Here is a 19,953-nt window from a genome sequence, read left to right as displayed (position 1 = left end):
TATGAGAACAAGTATAAGGCGAAACTTATACTTTCTTATATTTGAACAAAAACGAGGCGCATGCAGAGCATGCGCCTCTCTATTTACTACATAGGAATCTTTAAGCTCTTACAGCATCAGGAAGGATTGTCATGATGCTTCAAAGGGCGTTTCTTCCGCAAGATCAAGAGAACAGGATATAGGACGATGCTGAGCAGAACCGAAACAAAGTACGCGGTCAGCAAGCTCTCGAAGAAAACCTCGGTTTCTTTAGCCCCCGTCTCCGTTACGAACATCATGGTCACGAACAGGATGACGAAGGACAGCAGAATAAGCAGGAGAGCCTTCCAGATCGTCGCTTTCCTCAGGAGATAGACGGAACCCGCATAAGCCGGAAGGTATACGGCCAAGCCGATCCACCAGTTGCCCGTGGAGATTATTCCGCGGTCAGCCGCTCCATACAGCAAAGCCAGCCCGAGTGCCAGCAGAATATAAGGAAGCCAGAACGGGATCGCGGCCTTGGTTTTGGCTTCCTTCAGCTTTACCTCCCTTTGCCGGTTAGCCTGCTCGCGTGAGGCCGCAGTCGCCAATTGCTCAAAACGGAGGTGGAAATCCGCGGGCCTGCCGACTCCCGTCCACCCCCTGGCTTGATGATGGGTGCCTTGGGCTCCGGTATAACGGCCGGGACCCTCCATATGCCGTGCATCGCCTCTGCCGCCAGCCCCCTCATCGGTTTCGACCATGCTGCCTTGTTGGCCTATGCCGCCGGATGGATCAACGGCCCCGTCTGCCGATTTATTGGCCGCATCCTCGTCTCCGAAGTCCGACAGAGGCCACTCTTCCCTTTCCTTGCCGTAAACCTCCAGCAGTTGTTCGTCGGGAAGAATATCCAAGGGATGAATACAGATCCGAATCGGAATACCGTTCTTGCCGGTTTCCTTCAGCCATTGATTGATGCTGTGATCATCTTTGAAATAGATCCGGGCCAGCTTCCTTTCGCCCGCCTCCCGATATATAAAGAACAGGACGGGAAAGATATGGGCGTAAGGCTGTTTCTCGAAAAAGCCCGACTTTCTATACGCATAGTGGTATTTTGCAATAAATTTCGAGCCCACGGCTTCTTCCACCTTGGAGAAGGGAACGAACGCGCTCTTTTTGCTTTTCAACTTCTTATCATATTGCTCGAACTCGAACCCGTCCTCGAACAACCGATAGCGGTCCAGGTGGTCATTTTCCCATATTCTTTGACGTCCTGCTCTCACGGCTGCCCAGATGAGATATCCTCCGAGCGGCAGTCCGGCGATAAAGCAAATGACGGCCCAGACTGTGCTAAATTGAACAAGATAGAAAGGCAGGGCAACCAAGCCTAAGCCTAACGCCAACAGGAAGAACAGAGCTTCGAAGGTAAGAATCCAATAGAAGGGCTGCATTTTTACTTCCTGACGTTCGTAGAGCACAGGTTTATCCGTATTCCATGTTTCCATAAGTCATCCCCTCTCTTAGCAAGCTGCGAATATCTTTTATATCACATAAATCTTTAAGTTCGTTGAAAGTATACGGGGTTTACTTCTATATAAGTTTGGATTCTGCTGCTTAGCTCGCTGTCTTGTAGGTCATCCACCGGTATCGGAATTGTTCGATTTTATCATCCGTATAAATGCGTTTCAGCTTCCTGCGTTCACCCGGCTTCAGATCGGTAACCTCGATAGTTTCCGAGATGACCTTGTTGCCGTCCTTGTTGTACAGCATCAGGTTAAGCTTGCCGCTGGCCAAGTGCTGCTGACTATAGTTACCGACATAAACTTCGCTGATATAATCGCCATCATCATTCCCGGAGCTGACGGCTATCACCAATTGATCGGCGGTGGAGAGCTTCGACTTTTGCTGTTGAATGGTTTCGAATTGGCGGTCCAGAATTTCATTCATATGCTGCTCTGCGGAGAAGCTCTCATATTGAATCACACCGTTTACAAATACCGTAATGGCATAGAAGGACAAGAAAGCTTTCAAGGTTCCCGAAAGAATGGTCTTCCGGTCATATTTGCCGAGAATGAGCGAGACTGCCGCAACGACAGTGAGCACTAATGCAATGGAAGCCCAGGGAGTAATAAAAATCGATGTAATATTCACGCGAACAACCACCTCCGATTACCTCAAGAAATAGGGCACAACACCTTGTAAATCATAAACGGTCCCGAGCGAAAAGAAAACCATCTGCCTGAAAAATAGGGCGAATGTCGCAGGGATGAAGCAGGAGTCTGCTTATACCGCATTTAGATTATCATATACGGGGATGGCCGGTGGATCGTTTCATTTTCGGAGCGAAGTTTATCGGAAAGCATTTTTTATTGAAAACAGATGGGAAACTTCCGTCATCCAAGGTATAGTAGAATAAGATGGAAGCATAAACATTTACAGGATAGGCGGTGGGAACAATGGATTTTGAACAGATCAGAACGTTGGCGGACAGAATCAGGCATAACGTTCACCAGGTGATTGTCGGTAAGGATGAAGTTGTGGATTTGCTGCTGGTTGCGCTTGTCTCTTCCGGCCATGTCCTGCTGGAGGACGTTCCGGGAACCGGGAAGACACTGCTGGCCAAGGCGATGGCCAAATCATTGGGATGCACCTTCAGAAGAATTCAGTTTACCCCTGATCTTCTGCCTTCCGATTTGAGCGGAATTAATTATTACAATCAGAAAACGGGCGACTTCGAGTTTAGAGAGGGTCCCATTTTCTCGCAAATTGTCCTGGCCGACGAGATTAACCGCGCTACTCCGCGAACCCAATCCAGCTTGCTGGAATGTATGGAGGAACGGCAGATTACGGTGGATGGCGAGACACGCCGCCTGGACCGGCCGTTCCTGGTTATCGCTACGCAGAATCCGGTCGAGAATCAGGGGACTTTTCCATTGCCGGAGGCCCAGTTGGACCGTTTCCTGATCAAAGTTAAGATGGGATATCCGACATCGGAGGAAGCGGTCGATATTCTCAAACGGTTTAAGGAAGAAAATCCGCTCGACCGGATCGAAGCCGTCGCATCTGCCCGGGATATCGTAGCGGCGCAGGACCGGTATTCGCAGATCAAGGTAAGCGAAGATATATTGCGATATATGATTGCCATCGTTGAGAAAACGAGAGCGCATAGCGAGGTGGCCATGGGCGTCAGTCCGCGGGGAAGCCAAGCTTTATTGAAAGCGGTTCAAGTTTACGCAATCCTGCAAGGAAGAGACTATGTCACTCCCGATGATGTGAAGGCGATGGCCAAGCCGGTGCTGGCTCATCGAATCCTGTTGAGGAACGCCATGCGATACAAGGATCGGATGGACGAGCAGGTGATCGATAAAATATTGGGAGAGACCGAGACTCCCTCCGAAGAGTCATTGCTTAAGAGGTAAGAAATGGGCATACACTGGATTTTATTTGTCAGTTTTATTGTCGTACTTGCCCAGAGCTTTCTATATAAAAGAAAAGCTCTCAAGCATCTGTCCGTCGGGCGAAGCTTCAACAAGGCTGCCGTCTTCGAAGGGGAGGAGGTCCAGCTGGTGGAGAGGATCGCCAACCGCAAGTGGCTGCCTGTTCCCTGGTTGAAGCTGGAGTCGCTGATCCATGCCAATCTGCAGTTTCAGAAGCAGTATAATCTGAATATCAGCGGGGGCCAGATGTTCCAGAATCACTCCAGTCTGTTCAGCTTGATGCCCTACACCCAGATCACCCGCCGGCATTATATCCGCTGCATGAAGAGAGGGGCCTATTCGCTGGATACCGCCACCCTCACTTGCGGAGATCTGCTCGGAATGCAGTCGGTCTTCAAGACCGTCCCCGTTTCGGCCCAGCTGCTGGTCTACCCGAAGACCGTCCCTATGGAAGAGATTCCCCTTCCTTACCGCAGCTGGCAGGGAGACTTGCTCGTACGCCGCTGGATCATGGAGGACCCGTTCATGATCAATGGCGTCCGGGAATACCGCTATGGGGATTCCATGAAGGATGTGAACTGGAAGGCAACGGCCCGGGTCGGCACGCTCCAGGTTCATAACCGGGGGTTTACGGCCGATCACCGGTTGATGATCTGCGTTAATTTCGAAGTGTCTGAGGAAATGTGGAACGCAGTCACCGACCCCGAATTGATCGAACGGGGAATCTCCTATGCGGCGACCTTGGCGGAGGACGGTATCCGGCAAGGGATGGAGGTCGGGTTCGGATGCAACGGTTATACCGTCGATCAGCCGAATGAGGCCGTGCGCATCGAGCCGGTCAGCGGACAAGAGCATCTGACGCTGCTCTATGAGACCATGGCCAAGCTGGTTATAGAGTGCAGCTGCGAGATGTCGGCGTTCCTCGAGGCGGAAGCCTGGAACGGAAACCAGAACACAGTCTATCTGTTAATCACACCTTATGTAAGCGCTAAAATGCAGGATAAAATCCATCGGTTGGAATCAAACGGAAACAGGGTGGAAATCATCCCGCTGAACCGCAGTGAAGGGGGGGAACAGGCCAGTGCGTAGAATGATCCTATCGTTAAAGGGATGGATGCATGGCTGCATCGAGATGCTGTTGTTTATGCCGTTAGCCATTCTGCCCGGCATTTTCCTCTCCCTAGAAGGCAAGCTTCCGCTATGGCTTGTTCTGCTGGCGGTATTCTATCTGGCGGGTACTACCTCGATTGTCCTTCTCCGGATAACGAGGAGGTTTTGGCTGCTGCTGTATGCTCTGGCTGTTACCGGGCTGATTTCCATAGCCGTCTATGGCAACGAATTGGCCGGCTGGGTAACCTGGGCCATCGGCTTGCTCGCCTTCTATAGGGGGGCGTATATGGCCTTCCGGAATGCGGTCGATGTTTACCCGGAGATGTTCTACTGGCTCGGGCCGATTATTTATTTCGTCACCTCCATCTTTTACTTCAAGCTGGAGAGGCTGACCCCTTATATTCCTTTGATGTTCTGGCTAGGACTGGCCTCCCTGGTCGTCAGCATGCTCATGTCCAACCACGTTCATCTGCAATGGGCGGCACTGTCCCGCAACAAGAATCAGAAGGCGGAAGAAGAGCAGAAGCTGGGGGCGGGCCTTCTGTGGCAGAATCGCTTCCTTCTTCTCTTCCTGTTGGTTCTGATCATGCTTGTCAGTCTCTGGAAGCAGATGAAGGACGGCATTGCCTGGCTGTATGCACGGCTGATCGGCTGGCTTAGCACGTTGTTCTCCTCCGAAGAAGCCGAGCTTCCGCCGCCTGAGTCTCCCTCGGCTCCAAACCTGTCCGCGCCTCCCGGGCTCGAGAGGGGAGAGCCGTCCGCATTCTTCGTTTGGCTGGAGAAGGCGGCCTTGTTCGTCTTTTACATCGTTATACTGCTTGCTTCCCTGGCGCTTCTTTATTGGCTCGCCAAGAAATCGGCCGCTGCTGCCCGCTGGCTTAACCGGTGGATGGCCGCGAGAATGAACAGGCAGGGCCTGGATTTATCCGAGAGCAGCGGGTATACCGATGAGGAGGAGAAGCTGGAGGGCGGGCTCGGTCATTGGCGCAGAAGCACCGCAGACCGTCTTCAAGCCTGGTTCGAGCAATGGCGAAACCGGGAGCCGAAGTGGGAAGCCTTGCGCAGCGATCGGGATAAGGCCCGCTATCTGTATCGGCATTATATCTGGAAGCAGGTGGAGCAAGGGCGCCCCTTCGACGCGTCATGGACTCCCAAGGAGGCTATGCGTGAATGGAGCGGGAAGGGGATCACCGACGGCGATTCCATCGAGCCGCTTATAGAAGCTTATGAGCAGGCAAGATACGGGGAGCAGGAACCGAATGGCGATCTGGAACGGCTCAAGCAGCGGCTTAGAATCAAGTGAGCCCCGCATAATTAAGAAAAGGGCGGATTCTCTCTATCTATCATCCAAGCTATCGGAACGGAATAGCATAAATTATTATTAAGAGAATCTCCTCTCTCTCTGCCAACTTCATTTACAAGAAAAGCCGGGCCTTGGGGGTTCGGCTTTTCTCGCCATTTGCACGAAGGGGAACGGCAGAGCACCGAACCTACCGCAAAATGGCTGATTCTTCCTGAAACTCAGTGAATTTATGGAACATTTGGAGGAATTGGGGTTCAGGCAACTGCTGGCTGCGAATGCGTTATCAGGCGGGGTCTAGTATAATATAGGAAAAATGCCAAGTTGCAGAAGCGAAGGTGAACGAAATTAAGGGAGAGCTAGCGAGTCCTAACCCGGAACCAGGCAAGAGGAAAGCTCGTCCTGATGCCGGTCAGTTGTCGGACTCCTTTACCGAAGTCGATATTGATGACCGAAAAGCCGTCCGAAAGCGCATTCTTCAATTAGCCGGACCGTCCCTCGTAGAGATGCTGCTGCTTAATATGGTGCAGATGTTGAATATGATCATGGTAGGGCGGGTAGGAGCGGAGGCTGTGGCTGCGGTCGGGCTGACGAATCAGCCCTTTTTTCTTCTGTTGGCCCTATTTATGACCTTGAACGTAGGGACTACGGTCATTGTGGCCCGTTCCATCGGCTCGGGCGATGTGGAAGAAGCCAATCGTGCCGCAGGCCAGGCCTTCCTGTTGAACATCATCCTTGCCGTAGTCGTCATTCTGTTCAGCTATATATATGCCGAAGATATGCTCATATTAATGGGTGCCTCCCCCGAAGTGCTGGTGGAAGGGGTGGCGTACGCCAAGATTATTTTCCTGTCAATCGGATTCACGACGGTCTCCATGAGCTTGTCGGCCATATTACGGGGTTCGGGCAATACGAAGACCCCTATGAAAATCAATGTCTTGTCCAATGCACTGGTCGTCCTTATCGGCTTTCCGCTGATCTATGGACTGTTTGGTTTCCCGCGGCTTGGGGTGGTAGGAGCGGCGATTTCTACAATGATAGCTAACTTTACCGCTATGACCTGGGTTGTGTATGTTCTGTTCAGCGGTCAATCGACCGTCCGGCTGACGTTAAAATCGATCTTCCGCTTCGATGTCGGACTGATTCGGAAAATATTAAAAATCGGGCTGCCCGCAGCCGGCGAACAATTCGCCATGCGCGGGGGCCAGCTTATTTTCAGCAAGGTCGTCGCCGGATTGGGGACGGTCACCTTTGCCGCCAATCAGATTGCTTTCAGCATTCTCGGACTGACGTTTATGCCCGGAATGGCCTTCGCGCTCGTAGCCACTACGATGGTAGGCCAATCGCTCGGAGCAGGCAAGCCGGAGCTGGCGGATAAATTCGGCTGGGAGATCCGTAAGCTGGGGGTCATCGTGGCCGCTTCGCTGGGCGTGGTCTTTATTCTGTTCGCTCCATACATTATGATGCCGTATACGAATGACCCGGAGATTATCAAGCAGGGGAGCATAGCCCTGAGAGTGGTCGGTTTTGTTCAGGTCTCCCAAGCGACTCAGTTTATATTGGCGGGGGCGCTGCGCGGAGCCGGGGATACGAAGTTTCCTCTATATTCCACTTTCATCGGAGTATGGGGCTTCCGTGTCATTCTCAGCCTGCTGTTCGTGCTATGGTTTGAATGGGGAATACTGGGGGCTTGGCTGGGAATTGCGGCGGATCAGATCATCCGGTCTGTTCTCATCTACCGGCGGTATAAGGGCGGAAAGTGGAAAACGATGAACATGTAGCCCGATTTGCCTGAAACGTATAGCTTGCTGTCACGTAAAATATAATATAGTCGAATAAGTTGTGAGGAGGAAAAGAACTATGAACCGGGATACTGCGCGTTTGCTGGGTGCGATTCAAATAATAATCGAGATTGCTATCATTATCGGATTTGTGTTCGCCCTTATTCCGTTTTTGTATTTATGGTCGTCCGGTTGGGTATTTCCGCTTGTCATTATCAGCTTCATCTTTTCTTTGTTCCTGAAGAACGATACGATGTTCTCGACAGGGCTGAATATTTTGATGGCGGTTCTCAGCTTTATTCCCATTGTCGGTTATCTGTTTCGTATTGTTGCGATTATAGTTTCGTTATACAATATCTCCAAGATTAGAAGGGCTATGTAGTTTAGCGATGAGCGAGATGGGCAGCCCGGCGATCAACGTGAGACAAGATCTGGATATATAATGAGGACAGCTTGTACTGCCGACGAAATGACTTTTGTCGGCAGTTTTTTTGGGGGAAAAAGATAAGAAAGAGGGCGCGGAATTCTGGCAGAATTACAAGTGGCAGATGTTCGCACACACCCCGCGTTAAATTTATTTACCGATTTCGAGCAATATACGATTTTTAAGCCTGCAGAATTACACATTCCACATGTGAACGAAATGCTGAATCAGGTGATTAGCTGGTCTGCCGCATTAAAATCGGTTCGCAGCTAATGGATCACGATTCGTTATAGAAAGTAACCGGAATCCGGTGGCCAAAATGGTTCCGATCATCCGTATGATGGTCGGAACCATTTTTTAATAGGTTATTTCTATTCTTAAAAAAGCACGTTAGTAGTTCGTAGCGTTCCTTGCGAAAGTTGACTCGATCACCGGAAGCTCTGCAGCGGAACGAACAGTTCGTTCATCCGGGAGTCGTCCTTGGCGCTCTCTTCGTAGATTTCCAGCATCAGGGTGCCATTCCCTGGAAGCTTGCTCTGGGGCAGCGAAACCTTTATCGTAAATGGGGCCCACTCGGGGGCTCCGGCCTCGAGTTGAAGGTGATCCGTCAACAGGTAATCATGACCGTCACTGATGGCATACTGGAAAACTCCTTCAAACACCCTGGCTTCTCCTGTAATGGTATAGCTGCCGTTATCGCCATCTATTTCATGAATAACAAACGCTTGATTCGATTGCTCTCCCCGAACTTCGACCCGCTTCAGCTCTTCATTCCAACGAACCTTTGCTTGAAGGCCTTCCGCCAACTCCTTCAAAGGAATGTAAGTCGTCCCATTGTAATTCAGAATCGGCCATTCCTCATTGCTGTAATTGGCTCCGTTCATAAGGACGGGATAAGTGGATTCAACCAGTTTGTACTCTTTAACCATCTGGGCAAAAACAGTCGTCGACAACGTCAGGGAACAGCCTATGACAATACCGGCAAACAGTTTCTTCAAACTTTTCCCACCTTTCTCCTCTTTTGTTTCAGTTTGCCATGCCATGTTCTAAAAATCAATGTTTGGAACAGGTAATTTCGAAAGGTATAATAATTGATAAAAGCACGGAGGCGCTCATGATGAAAAGATGTGCTTGGACTACGGACGACCCGCTGTATATCCAATACCATGACAGAGAGTGGGGAGTTCCCGTTCATGATGACCGCAAGCTGTTTGAAATGCTGCTTCTGGAAGGAATGCAGGCCGGCCTTAGCTGGCTGACAATATTGAAGAAGAGGGAAAACTTTCGCCAGGCTCTGGACGGGTTCAACCCGGAGCGGATAGCCGAATACGGGCAGGCGGATATAGAAAGACTGCTGAATAACCCGGGCATCGTCCGCAACCGATTGAAGCTGGAGGCGACCACTGCCAACGCTCGGGCATTTCTTAAGGTACAGGAGGAATTTGGCAGCTTCGACCGGTATATTTGGGGTTTTGTCGGCGGAGAACCAATCATTAACCATTGGAACGCCATACAGGAGGTCCCTGCCTCTACGGCAGAGTCCGACAGAATGAGCAAAGACTTGAAAAGCCGGGGCTTCAAATTCGTGGGGAGCACTATTTGCTATGCCTATATGCAGGCCGCCGGCATGGTCAATGACCATACAGCGGATTGCTTTCTGTATGCAGGCCGAGCCGGCCGGTAAATCGACAACGGATTTATAGGATAGATGGGTTGTATGAAAGACAAGCCTCCAAGTTCCCGCCATTGAAGAAGCGGCGGGAATATGGGGCAAGTGCTGGTTTCACGGCCGGCTCCATGCGTCGCAGATGATAGAGACTGCGAGATTAAGCGGAATGCAGCTGCTGCGTCCGAGCGATGTTCTGGGCAACGTCTGCGCCAATAGCCATTAGAGAAGCTCTAACGCATTTGCTTCGGCTGCTCTGTCCGCTCAGAGGCCTCGGACAGATCCTGCTTCGCCTGTTCAAGCTGCTCCAGAACTTGAACGGTCTGCTGCTCCTGGGATTCGTTCGCTTCGGCCCGCAGTCTTTCCTCGGCATCGTATACTGCGCGGTTAGCCTGGCCGACGATCTGGCGGGCCCGCTGCATTTGCTGAGGATCAGAGCTGGTCATAGCCTGTTCTACCGCCTGCTCTGCGTCCTGAGAGCTATTAAGGGCATGATGAGCGTTTTGAATGGCGTTTTCCAGCGATTGCTGATGCTGTTTTTGTTGAGTCAACGTAGGTTCTCCTTTCCTAGGCATCGGGAATAATGAGATCCGGGTGGACGGATCTGTTGTCATTAGCATGCGCAGGCCAAGGAAATTCCATCCATGGGCTCGCGTTACGAAGAAGTCGCGTTTTGCAGCGGTCCAAAGCAATGGGTGTGACCTACACGGAGGGGATAAATGTGTATCGGATTATGATTGTGGAAGATGATGACAAAATCGCTGAAATATTGAGCGGTTATATTCGCAAATATAATTATGAGGTGGTTCGTGCCGCCCGTTTCGACGATATTAGGAATGAGTTTGTCGAGAACCGTCCTCATTTGGTTCTGTTGGATATCAACCTGCCTCAATACGACGGATTTTATTGGTGCAGGCAGATTCGCACGATATCCAATGTCCCGATTATTTTCATCTCGGCCCGCGTCGGGGAGATGGATCAAGTTATGGCCATAGAGAACGGGGGAGATGATTATTTAACCAAGCCGTTCAACCTGGATGTCGTAGTGGCCAAAATTAAAGGAGCGCTCCGCAGGGCGTATGGCGAATATGCCTCAGTGTCTGCGGGCTCCGGCGATTTGTATGAAGTTTACGGATTGGGTCTGGACCGGTCCAAGAACCAAGTTCTGTGGAACGGCGGCAAAATCATCTTAAGCCATAATGAATTCAGGCTTTTAAATTGCCTTATTCAGCAGGTCGGCCAAATTATTACCCGTGAAGAGCTGCTGGAGGAATTATGGGATGATGCCGATTTCGTCGATGACAATACTTTGACGGTAAACGTGACCCGGGTGCGCAAGAAGCTGGAGGAGCTGGGCATTAAGGGTGCCATTGAGACGGTGCGGGGACAAGGATACCGGTTGGAGCCGGTATGGAAGAGGGAGTCGGCAGATGCTTAAATCCTTTCTCAAAGACCGCTTGATGTACATGTTTGTTTATTTAATCAACGTGGTTCTCATCGTGCTGGTTGTTTATTTAAGCTATTCGCATGAAGGAGTTCTGCTCCCCTGGGGCAATCTACTCTACATTTTTATTTTATCGCTGGCCGGATTGACCTGCTTTCTGTTCATCGATTATGTGCGTCAGCGAACCTTCTATCGCCAATTGGCTCTTATATCAGAAGACGGGATTAAACCAGACCAGATCCTGAGCCTCGAGTCTGCGGTGACACAGGAGCAGTTGCGTGTGCAGGAATTGCTGCATACCTGTTACAGGCTCTATGCCAAAGAGCTTCATGAGTACCGTGCTAAGCAGGAACAGCACCTGAACTTCACCAATCAATGGGTGCATCAAATGAAAACCCCGGTCTCGGTCATCGATCTGTTGGTCCAGCAAGCGTCCAAAGAGGACCCTTCCGGCCAATGGAAGCCGCTCTTTCAAAGCATCAGGGAGGAAACGGATCGGCTGAGCCATGGGTTAAGCATGATGCTCCACACGGCCAGGCTGGAGAAATTCGAACTGGATTTGAAGGCGGATCGGATAGAGCTCGTTTCTTTGGTAAGAGGGGTTATTAACGAATATAAATCGGTATGGATCGCTCGTTCCCTCTACCCTAAGTTAACTGCGGAGAAGCAGGAGGTTTATGTAGAGACGGACCGCAAGTGGATGGAGTTCATCCTTCGCCAGATTCTGACCAACGCGATTAAATATTCTGTGGCTAAACGCAAGACAACTTCTTCGCACGATAAGGACAGCGGGGAGATAAAGGCCATGCAATTGAAGATTACGATCGAGGAGAAGGAGAAGGAGAAGGGGTGGAGCCTTGCCATCCAGGACGAAGGGATCGGCATCCCCGAGCAGGATCTTCCGCGCGTATTCGACCCTTTCTTCACCGGGTCCAACGGAAGAACAACGGCAGAGTCTACGGGAATGGGGTTGTTCCTGGCCCAGCAAGTATGCGGAAAGCTCGGACACCGTCTGTCGGTTGCCTCTCAGGAAGGCCAGGGAACGACCGTAACCATCCTCTTCCCGAAACCGTCGTCCATGTATGACTTCTCATAGGATGAAGAATGACGGCAAGATATTCCCGCGAACGGAGGTTACCTACAAATTTTAACGGAAGGCCCTCTGTCGGCATCGGAGAAAAAGAACGGAGGAAGCGGAATGACCGTGTTAAAAGCCAATGCGCTGACGAAAATATACGGCTCCCCCAAAAGCAGCATGACTTACAAAGCGCTCGACAACTTCCATTTGGAAATTGCGGAGGGCGAATTCGTGGGGGTCATGGGACCGTCGGGCAGCGGCAAAACCACACTGCTTAATATATTGGCCACGATCGATACTCCTACATCCGGTCATGTAGAAATTAACGGGACGGACCCTTCCCGGCTCAGGAAGAATAAACTGGCCCTGTTTCGGAGAAGGCAGCTCGGCTTTGTCTTCCAGGACTTTAATTTGCTGGATACACTATCCATCAAGGAGAACATTATTCTCCCTCTCGTCCTGGACAACACGCCCGTTAAGGTGATGGAAGAACGACTACAGGAGATCGCGGATATTCTCGGCATCCAATCCATCTTGAACAAGCGGACCTTCGAAGTATCCGGAGGGCAGCAGCAGCGGACGGCCATTGCCAGAGCCATGATTCATCGGCCTTCCATTCTGTTTGCCGATGAGTTGACGGGCAATCTGGATTCCAAATCGGCCAACGATGTCATGCTTTCCCTTAAAGAAGTGAATGAACGGCAGAACGCGACAATCATGATGGTGACGCACGATCCGTTCGTCGCAAGCTTCTGCGGGCGAATCATCTTTATCAAGGACGGCAAGCCTTTCTCGGAAATCCGCAGAGGCTCCAACCGACAAGCTTTTTTTCAGCAAATCTTGGACTCGTTGAGCGTATTGGGAGGCACCTTCGATGAAATACCGGCAGCTCGCCATTAAGAACGTTGCCGGGAATTGGCATCAGTATATAGCCTTTTTTCTGAGCAGCGTATTTTCCGTCATGATCTTCTTCATCTATGCCGAGTTTATTTTCCATCCGGGTGTCGTGAACGGAACGATCCGGGCCGCTGACAAGGTCCGCAACGGGCTTATCGCCTGTGAGTATATCATTTTCATCTTCTCGTTTTTTTTCGTGCTGTATTCCAATTCTGCATTTATTAAATCGCGCAAGAAGGAATTCGGCTTGTTCACGCTGCTCGGGATGAACCACTGGCAATTGAAGAGAATGGTCTGGTATGAGAGCTCGATTATCGCGCTTGTTTCCATTGCCGTTGGGATGGCGTTCGGTTCTTTGTTTGCGAAGCTGTTCTTTATGACCTTGGCCGAATTGTTAAAAACCAATGATCCGATTCCGTTCCGGTTTGTTCCCAAGGCGGTAGGGATCACGGCGGGAGGGTTCTTCCTGCTGTTCCAGGTCATTACCTTGTTCAACCTGTTCCGGCTTAGGCGCAGCAAGATTATCGATCTGCTCCAAGCGGCCAAAAAACCGAAGAATGTGCCGGCCTTCTCATGGTTTCTCGTCCTCCTGTCGCTGATATGTCTTGGGACAGGGTACTATCTGGCGTGTATTTCCAACATGTCAAACATTGTCAAAACCTTCTTTGTCGTGCTGTTCCTTGTCATAACAGGAACGTATTTTCTGTATACACAAGGAAGCACGGCCATATTCCGCAAGCTGCAAAGAATGAAATCCGTCTATTACAAGCAAACTCACTTGATCACGATTTCCCAACTCGTCTTCAAGATGAAAGATAATGCCCGGCTGCTATTTGCGGTTTCCATTCTCAGTGCGGTCGTTCTGACCGCATCCGGTACCATCTATGTGTTCTACCATGATTCCCGAAGTCAATTGCTGGAGCAGTATCCGCAGACGATAGGATACGAAGAGCAAGGGATGGAAGGCCACCCGGTTATGGACCCGCAGAGAATTAGGGACATTATGCGGCAGGATAAGGTGCAGATCGAATATGAATTCGAAATGACGGGGGTTGCTGTTCCTTTTCAAGTTAAATATATTAACACGACGGATACTTCGGCGCTGATGATCCCGGCAAGCAAATATAATGAACTCGCTGAGCGGAAGGCCTGGAAGCCGGTGAAGGTGGAAGAGGGGCATGCGCTGTTCGTATTTCCGTACCGAAATATATTGGGACATGATTTTTTCGCCAAGGGGGACCTGCTGGAAACATCGATAGGCGAGCATAAGATGTCCTTTGAGATGGATGGGCAGATCGAACACGGATTAGGGAATACGAGCATCCGGATAAGATCCTTCCTTATTATTAATGACGAACATTATAGACAGTTGATGGATTCCACCCCGGATGCTTTCAAAATAAGATATTACGGCTTTGAACTGAAGAACTGGGAGCGGACGAACGACACGGTGAACCGGGTGATCAGTGAAATCGATCTGGAGCAGAAGCCGTATTTTACTTCGCGAGTTCAAAATTACTTGGACATGGCTCAGGCAAATTCGTTAGCGCTGTTTATTGGAATATTTATCAGCGTGCTGTTTTTTATAGCGGCGGGCAGCATGATATATTTTAAATGGTTCACAGAGTTGCAGGAGGATCAGGCTGTCTACAGGTCCCTGCGAAAGATCGGCATGACGCCGGCGGAATTGAAGAGAGTGATTACTACCCAGATCGGGCTTGTTTTCTTCATTCCTTTTATGGTCGGTACGGTCCATGCCTGCTTCGCGTTCAAAGCGCTTGGGAATCTGCTTGCCGTCAGTGTCTGGAAGTATGGATTAGTCGTCATCGGCCTGTTCTTCTTTATGCAGTACCTCTATTTTATCCTTACTCGTTATGCATACATGAGGCGTATTTTGAAATAAATCGATACTCGTCCAGGATGCCCCGGAAACCGGGGTGTTCTTTTTTTTTCTTCTCCGCGGGGATCGAGCCGGACTGCGATTTCGGCATTTTTTCATTCGGTCTATTGCCGTTTGCCCACACATCGTGAGAGTAGCGGTATAAAGGTATGAACCTGCACATTGCATCTTTTTTACTCGATTGCTTGACCAAATTCACACGCCCGTTGGCTCGACGTGACAGCGTTGCTAGATGCTCTGCCCCTTCCAATCGTTCGGCAGGAATCAACAGCGGATATGATATAATGGACCATAGATTTTGAGGGCGGTTCCCTGGAACGGGAGCCCTCCTTAGGCAAAGTTTCTTCATCGAGAATATGTACTGTCCATTAACGTTCTGACCCAATGATGCGGGCCGTCGAAATGGAGCAATCGATGCTGCATTATTATATTTGTTATAAGGGAAGAAGACTCTGGGGACCAATGACGAAAGAAGAAGCCATAGCGGAACTCTTCGAGCTGAACCGTGCTTTCACCGGGCTTAGTATACAGATTGTGGATGCAAGAACGAATAAGATAAAGGGAGAAATCAACCCGAAACGGCGCAAGAAATAGAAGAATATAATGTCTGGACGAGGCAGACCCGTACGAAGCGGCTTATTCGGGGCCGGCTTGCCCAGGAAATCTATTGACGGATCAGAATGAGCTTGACATAATAGGGATAGTCAAATAATTCAGGTGGAGACGCTGAGAAAACCTGCAAGCATTCAAGGCTTTGCGAGAGCGAAGGGCTTGTGGTTTCATCGCGTCTTTTTTGTCATGCGGCTGTGCGGCTTGGCAAGTACTCACCAACCATTCAAAGGAGATTGTTATGAACACAAAGAGGACAATGAATATCGGTCATCGGGGGGCAGCTTCAGAAGCACCCGAGAATACGCTGATCGCCTTCCAGAAGGCTCTGGAGCAAGGGGCAGACGGATTGGAGCTGGACATTCATCTGACTGCGGATGGGGAGATTGTCGTTTGTCACGATTCGACGGTCAACCGGACGACGGATGGAACCGGGGCCATCCGCTCCATGACGGTGGCAGAGCTGAAACAGCTGGACGCCGGAATCCGTTTTGACGAATCGTTCCGCGGGGAGCGAATCCCTCTATTGTCAGAGGTTTTTGAACTGGTTCCGAAGCATATTATGATTAACATCGAGCTGAAGAATACTTATGATGGAGCTGTCGAAGGTAAACTGGTCGATCTGATTCGGAGCTCGGACCGGTTGGATTCCGTCGTGGTTTCCTCCTTCCGCCATCAATGTCTTGCCCGTCTTAAGGCTCTGGAGCCGGACTTGAAGATCGGGATTCTTTACGATGAGCTGTACAGCCACAGAGGCTATGCCGATTTAAGCCCGGCGCCTTTATACTCGGTTCATCCTCACTTCCGTTATATCCAGGCCGAGGATATCCGGGATTTGCGGGAAGGCGGCTATGAGGTCTATGTATATACTGTAAATAATGAGGATGATATGAGGAAGATGATTGAGGCCGGAGTATCGGGGATTATTACCGATTGCCCGGCTAAGCTGCAGAAGCTGCTGACCGGGAAATAACCCGGATATTTCATAATATATCCTTCGCATGAGCAGTCCAGGGGAGCCCCTTGGGCTGCTTTTCTTTTACGCAAAGTTTATTAATGCATCATAGGTCATATCGGTTTATTACAAGGGTCATATGGAAAATATGACCGGCATCATAGCCATTTTATGACTTTTTCCACCTGTCACCCATAGGGACAATCGATATACTTATTTGTGAATAAAATTAGAAAGGTTCGGCCGACCAAGGCCGTTCCAATAACAGGAGTGGGGGGAGCAAGCCAATATGGAGAGTATTACGAAATTTTCCATGAAAAACGTAGCGGCATTAATCATCATGATGATAATGCTCGTTGGCGGGGGAATGTATGCCTCATCTATATTGAAAGTGGAAAGTATGCCCGATATCTCCTTACCCATGGTTATGGTCAACACGCAATATATGGCACCGCCCAGTGATGTGCTTGAGCATGTAACTAAACCGTTGGAAAAGACGATATCCGGCATGGAAGGCTTGAAAAACCTGACTTCAACCTCGAGCGATAATTACTCCAATATTATGGTCGAGCTGAAGCAGGGTGCCGATCTCGACAAGGCGAAGAGAGAGATTGAAAGCCTGGTCGCTAACGTTCGGCTGCCGCTGGGAGCGGAGAAGCCCAAAGTACAGACATTCGGATTTGCTTCGTCGCCGGTCTATTACATGGCCATCTATGGTGAGGAGGGCATGAATCAGGCAGAGCTTGACAAGATCTATCGGGACGTTATTTTGCCTGGCTTCAACTCCGTTAGCGGGCTGGACCACGTCGATTCGATAGGGAATCAGGAGACGGCGCTGACCATTAAGCTGGACGCGACGGCGATTAGCCGTTACGGGTTCACACCGGCACAGGTAGCCGGTTATATCCAGTCTTCCATTATGTCCAGTCCGGCGGGAACCGTTGAATTTCGTGGAAATAACCAGATGGTTCGGATCACGGGAGAGTTTAATTCCATCTACAGCTTGGAGAATATGAAGCTCACCGCGCCGACAGGAGAAACCTTAACCCTTAGGGACATAGCTTCTATAGAGGCGATCAGCGAATCGAAATTTATCGGGCGGCTGGATGATAAGCCGGCTATTGGGGTTCATTTATACAAGACCAAGAGCGCCAACGCCGTCCAATTCGGCAACGAAGTAGACCGGATGATCGAAGTCTGGAAGCAGACTCATCCGAACATCGCCTTCCAGACGATTTACAATTCCGCAACCGATATAGAGAATTCGATCCATGGCATGGTTCAAGAAGGAGCGCTCGGTGCGCTGCTGGCTTCCATCATGATCCTGCTGTTCCTGAGGAATGTACGAATGACCTTGATCGTGCTGGTCTCCATTCCGCTATCGATATTGATCACTCTAATGGTCATGGCGCCGCTTGGCATCTCTCTTAACATTATGACGTTAGGCGGAATGGCCATAGCGGTCGGGCGGGTCGTGGACGACTCCATTGTTGTTATCGAGAATATTTACAGCCAGTTGCAGAAGGCGCATGAGCGCAACGAATCGGTTATATTGATGGCTACCAAGCAGGTGGCTGCCGCCATCACTTCTTCTACGATAACCACCGTGGGAGTGTTTGGGCCGCTTGGTTTCATAGGCGGCATGATCGGGGAGATATTCCGACCTTTTGCCATTACGTTAGGTGTAGCGCTGATGTCTTCTCTGTTGGTCGCACTTACGGTCATTCCGATGCTGGCCAAATTGATGGTCATGAGAAGCAAGAGTATAGCGAAGGAACATACCGTAGGCAAAGTTACTCTGCGTTACAAGAGCGCTTTGGAGTGGAGCTTAAAGCATCGGATCAAAACTTTGCTGTTGTCCGGGCTGATGTTCATCCTGTCCATTGTTCTGATCGTTCCCAACCTGGCCATCTCCTTCATGCCGGAGAGTGAATCAGACAAGCACATGTATCTGTCGGTTAACATGCCGAGGGAAACGTCCATGGAAATGATGGATGCGAAGATGAAGGAAATCGAAGATATGATTCGGGAACAGAAGGACGTTAACGGACAGCCTAAATTCACTTATATCGAATCGCTGGTAGGCTATGATTTCAGTGAAGATGTGGTTCCTTATAAGGCCACCCTGTTTACCGCGGCCTCTGAAGCTACGAATGCCAAGAAGGCATTGAATGAATTGAAAGAGCAAGTCTTGTACGAGCTTCCCAAAGGCTCTCAGGTTTCCGGCTCATTGATTTCGTTCGGCGGAGACGGCGGCGGGGGAGTGGACTTCTCCTATCTGCTTAAAGGCGAGGATACATTGGTCCTGCAGCAGGCGGCTGCTCTTGTTAAGGAGAAGCTGAAGGAATTCCCGGAGATGACGTCGATCAAGGACAGTCTGAGTGAATTGAAGACCGAAGTTGAAGTGATGGTGGACCAGAACAAGGCGAGAGTATACGGTCTGACTTCAGCGGAAGTCATGCAGACGGTGGCCGGTTGGATCGGCAAGGAAAAGCTGGGTGATCTGAAATTTGACAATGTCCTGTACAAAACTGTAGTTGAACTAGACGATAAATACAAAGATTCATTGGAGGCATTAGGAAAAATCCAATTGACTTCACCTACCGGTGCCAAGGTGCAGCTGAACGAAATCGCCAAGCTCCGGCAGATTGACGCTCCGGTGTCCATCGCCAGAGATAATCAGAGTCAGACGCTTCGGGTAACGGCTGCTATCGACAGCAAGGACAAAGGCGGAGTAAGCGCCAGAGTGGCTGCCGCCCTGGATCAATTGGAGCTTCCGTCCGGTGTCACCCGGGAAGTGTCCGGTGTATCGGATAACATCAGCGAAGGATTTGGTGACTTGTTCGTCGCGATGGGAGCTGCCATCTTCATTGTTTATTTGATCATGGTTCTCACCTTCGGAAATGCCAGTGCGCCATTCGCCATTCTGTTCTCTCTGCCATTGGCTGTAATCGGCGGATTGCTGGGCTTGTTGATTACCTCGGAATCACTGAACGTCACTTCCTTGATCGGATTCATGATGTTAATCGGGATTGTGGTAACGAACGCGATCGTCATGATAGACCGCGTGCAGCAGCTGCGGGAAGAGAACCTTCCGGTTCGCGACGCGCTTATCGAAGGAGCTATGGAGCGCTTGCGCCCCATTCTGATGACCGCAGGAGCCACCATATTTGCTCTCATGCCACTGGCGATGGGCTTCTCCAAAGGAGCCTTGATTTCCAAAGGGTTGGCCGTCGTCGTCATTGGAGGATTAATTACCTCCACTATATTGACGCTGGTTATTGTACCGATCGTCTATGACTTAATTCATTCTGTGAATAGAAGGCTGGCACGGATCTTCCGCAGATCGCCGAAAGCGTCCCAAGCAACGGCAACTTCCGCAGCCCAATAATCG

General features: G+C 50.3%; 17 protein-coding genes and 1 pseudogene. 14 read left to right on the top strand and 4 right to left on the bottom strand.

Going from position 1 to position 19,953, the window contains the following annotated elements:
• Positions 1–116 precede the first annotated feature (116 nt).
• Positions 117–1,463, bottom strand: a complete 1,347-nt coding sequence (locus ACFQ03_RS03755) for a hypothetical protein (protein WP_379286146.1) — start codon at positions 1,461–1,463, stop codon at positions 117–119.
• A 109-nt stretch (positions 1,464–1,572) separates the two neighbouring features.
• A complete protein-coding gene (locus ACFQ03_RS03750) occupies positions 1,573–2,109 on the bottom strand; it encodes an FxLYD domain-containing protein (protein WP_144939369.1) in 537 nt (178 codons plus the stop codon).
• A 305-nt stretch (positions 2,110–2,414) separates the two neighbouring features.
• On the opposite strand from ACFQ03_RS03750, the gene ACFQ03_RS03745 reads away from it, so the two are divergent.
• The 6 genes and pseudogenes from ACFQ03_RS03745 to ACFQ03_RS03720 all read left to right on the top strand — a co-directional run.
• Complete coding sequence (locus ACFQ03_RS03745) at positions 2,415–3,377, top strand: AAA family ATPase (protein WP_379286143.1); 963 nt, start codon at positions 2,415–2,417, stop codon at positions 3,375–3,377.
• A gap of 3 nt (positions 3,378–3,380) precedes the next feature.
• The gene (locus ACFQ03_RS03740) at positions 3,381–4,484 is read left to right on the top strand and encodes a DUF58 domain-containing protein (protein WP_379286141.1); all 1,104 of its coding nucleotides are present in this window, start codon (positions 3,381–3,383) and stop codon (positions 4,482–4,484) included.
• Between the two features lies 1 nt (position 4,485).
• Positions 4,486–5,808, top strand: coding sequence for a DUF4129 domain-containing protein (locus ACFQ03_RS03735; RefSeq protein WP_379286173.1), 1,323 nt, complete (start codon positions 4,486–4,488; stop codon positions 5,806–5,808).
• 335 nt (positions 5,809–6,143) lie between these two features.
• Positions 6,144–7,586: an MATE family efflux transporter gene (locus ACFQ03_RS03730; RefSeq protein WP_379286139.1), complete on the top strand. Its 1,443-nt coding sequence runs from the start codon at positions 6,144–6,146 to the stop codon at positions 7,584–7,586.
• Positions 7,587–7,665: 79 nt separating this feature from the next.
• Positions 7,666–7,968: a hypothetical protein gene (locus ACFQ03_RS03725; protein WP_144939380.1), complete on the top strand. Its 303-nt coding sequence runs from the start codon at positions 7,666–7,668 to the stop codon at positions 7,966–7,968.
• Positions 7,969–8,094: 126 nt separating this feature from the next.
• Positions 8,095–8,283: pseudogene (locus ACFQ03_RS03720) on the top strand (NADPH-dependent oxidoreductase); the annotation flags it as partial.
• A 155-nt stretch (positions 8,284–8,438) separates the two neighbouring features.
• On the opposite strand, the gene ACFQ03_RS03715 reads toward ACFQ03_RS03720, so the two are convergent.
• The gene (locus ACFQ03_RS03715) at positions 8,439–9,008 is read right to left on the bottom strand and encodes a Gmad2 immunoglobulin-like domain-containing protein (protein WP_379286137.1); all 570 of its coding nucleotides are present in this window, start codon (positions 9,006–9,008) and stop codon (positions 8,439–8,441) included.
• A gap of 116 nt (positions 9,009–9,124) precedes the next feature.
• On the opposite strand from ACFQ03_RS03715, the gene ACFQ03_RS03710 reads away from it, so the two are divergent.
• A complete protein-coding gene (locus ACFQ03_RS03710) occupies positions 9,125–9,694 on the top strand; it encodes a DNA-3-methyladenine glycosylase I (protein ID WP_379286135.1) in 570 nt (189 codons plus the stop codon).
• Between the two features lie 215 nt (positions 9,695–9,909).
• On the opposite strand, the gene ACFQ03_RS03705 is transcribed toward ACFQ03_RS03710, so the two are convergent.
• The gene (locus ACFQ03_RS03705; RefSeq protein ID WP_379286133.1) at positions 9,910–10,227 is read right to left on the bottom strand and encodes a hypothetical protein; all 318 of its coding nucleotides are present in this window, start codon (positions 10,225–10,227) and stop codon (positions 9,910–9,912) included.
• Between the two features lie 170 nt (positions 10,228–10,397).
• Here ACFQ03_RS03705 and ACFQ03_RS03700 point away from each other — a divergent pair, with 170 nt between their 5' ends.
• From ACFQ03_RS03700 to ACFQ03_RS03670, 7 genes are all read left to right on the top strand, one after another.
• Complete coding sequence (locus ACFQ03_RS03700) at positions 10,398–11,114, top strand: response regulator transcription factor (RefSeq protein WP_379286131.1); 717 nt, start codon at positions 10,398–10,400, stop codon at positions 11,112–11,114.
• Positions 11,107–12,216, top strand: a complete 1,110-nt coding sequence (locus ACFQ03_RS03695; protein WP_379286129.1) for a sensor histidine kinase — start codon at positions 11,107–11,109, stop codon at positions 12,214–12,216. The genes ACFQ03_RS03700 and ACFQ03_RS03695 overlap by 8 nt, the downstream gene beginning before the upstream one ends.
• A 102-nt stretch (positions 12,217–12,318) precedes the next feature.
• Positions 12,319–13,098 (top strand): ABC transporter ATP-binding protein, encoded by a 780-nt coding sequence (locus tag ACFQ03_RS03690; RefSeq protein ID WP_144939391.1) that lies wholly within the window; start codon positions 12,319–12,321, stop codon positions 13,096–13,098.
• On the top strand, positions 13,073–14,998 hold the full coding sequence (locus ACFQ03_RS03685; RefSeq protein ID WP_379286127.1) for an FtsX-like permease family protein: 1,926 nt from the start codon (positions 13,073–13,075) through the stop codon (positions 14,996–14,998). The genes ACFQ03_RS03690 and ACFQ03_RS03685 overlap by 26 nt, the downstream gene beginning before the upstream one ends.
• Positions 14,999–15,457: 459 nt before the next feature.
• Positions 15,458–15,589: a hypothetical protein gene (locus ACFQ03_RS03680; protein ID WP_379286125.1), complete on the top strand. Its 132-nt coding sequence runs from the start codon at positions 15,458–15,460 to the stop codon at positions 15,587–15,589.
• 256 nt (positions 15,590–15,845) lie between these two features.
• Complete coding sequence (locus ACFQ03_RS03675; RefSeq protein WP_379286123.1) at positions 15,846–16,577, top strand: glycerophosphodiester phosphodiesterase; 732 nt, start codon at positions 15,846–15,848, stop codon at positions 16,575–16,577.
• A 271-nt stretch (positions 16,578–16,848) separates the two neighbouring features.
• Complete coding sequence (locus ACFQ03_RS03670) at positions 16,849–19,950, top strand: efflux RND transporter permease subunit (RefSeq protein WP_144939397.1); 3,102 nt, start codon at positions 16,849–16,851, stop codon at positions 19,948–19,950.
• The last annotated feature ends 3 nt before the right edge of the window (positions 19,951–19,953 follow it).

It is taken from the genome of Paenibacillus residui, assembly GCF_042677205.1.
Lineage (GTDB): Bacteria > Bacillota > Bacilli > Paenibacillales > NBRC-103111 > Paenibacillus_L > Paenibacillus_L residui.
This window is presented reverse-complemented; position numbering and strand designations above follow the sequence as displayed.

Coding starts and splice junctions, on each gene's coding strand:
- ACFQ03_RS03690 (WP_144939391.1), top strand. CDS start 12,319: ATGACCGTGTTAAAAGCCAATGCGCTGACGAAAATATACGGCTCCCCC.
- ACFQ03_RS03710 (WP_379286135.1), top strand. CDS start 9,125: ATGATGAAAAGATGTGCTTGGACTACGGACGACCCGCTGTATATCCAA.
- ACFQ03_RS03745 (WP_379286143.1), top strand. CDS start 2,415: ATGGATTTTGAACAGATCAGAACGTTGGCGGACAGAATCAGGCATAAC.
- ACFQ03_RS03670 (WP_144939397.1), top strand. CDS start 16,849: ATGGAGAGTATTACGAAATTTTCCATGAAAAACGTAGCGGCATTAATC.
- ACFQ03_RS03735 (WP_379286173.1), top strand. CDS start 4,486: ATGATCCTATCGTTAAAGGGATGGATGCATGGCTGCATCGAGATGCTG.
- ACFQ03_RS03725 (WP_144939380.1), top strand. CDS start 7,666: ATGAACCGGGATACTGCGCGTTTGCTGGGTGCGATTCAAATAATAATC.
- ACFQ03_RS03740 (WP_379286141.1), top strand. CDS start 3,381: ATGGGCATACACTGGATTTTATTTGTCAGTTTTATTGTCGTACTTGCC.
- ACFQ03_RS03695 (WP_379286129.1), top strand. CDS start 11,107: ATGCTTAAATCCTTTCTCAAAGACCGCTTGATGTACATGTTTGTTTAT.
- ACFQ03_RS03675 (WP_379286123.1), top strand. CDS start 15,846: ATGAACACAAAGAGGACAATGAATATCGGTCATCGGGGGGCAGCTTCA.
- ACFQ03_RS03680 (WP_379286125.1), top strand. CDS start 15,458: ATGACGAAAGAAGAAGCCATAGCGGAACTCTTCGAGCTGAACCGTGCT.
- ACFQ03_RS03685 (WP_379286127.1), top strand. CDS start 13,073: ATGAAATACCGGCAGCTCGCCATTAAGAACGTTGCCGGGAATTGGCAT.
- ACFQ03_RS03755 (WP_379286146.1), bottom strand. CDS start 1,463: ATGGAAACATGGAATACGGATAAACCTGTGCTCTACGAACGTCAGGAA.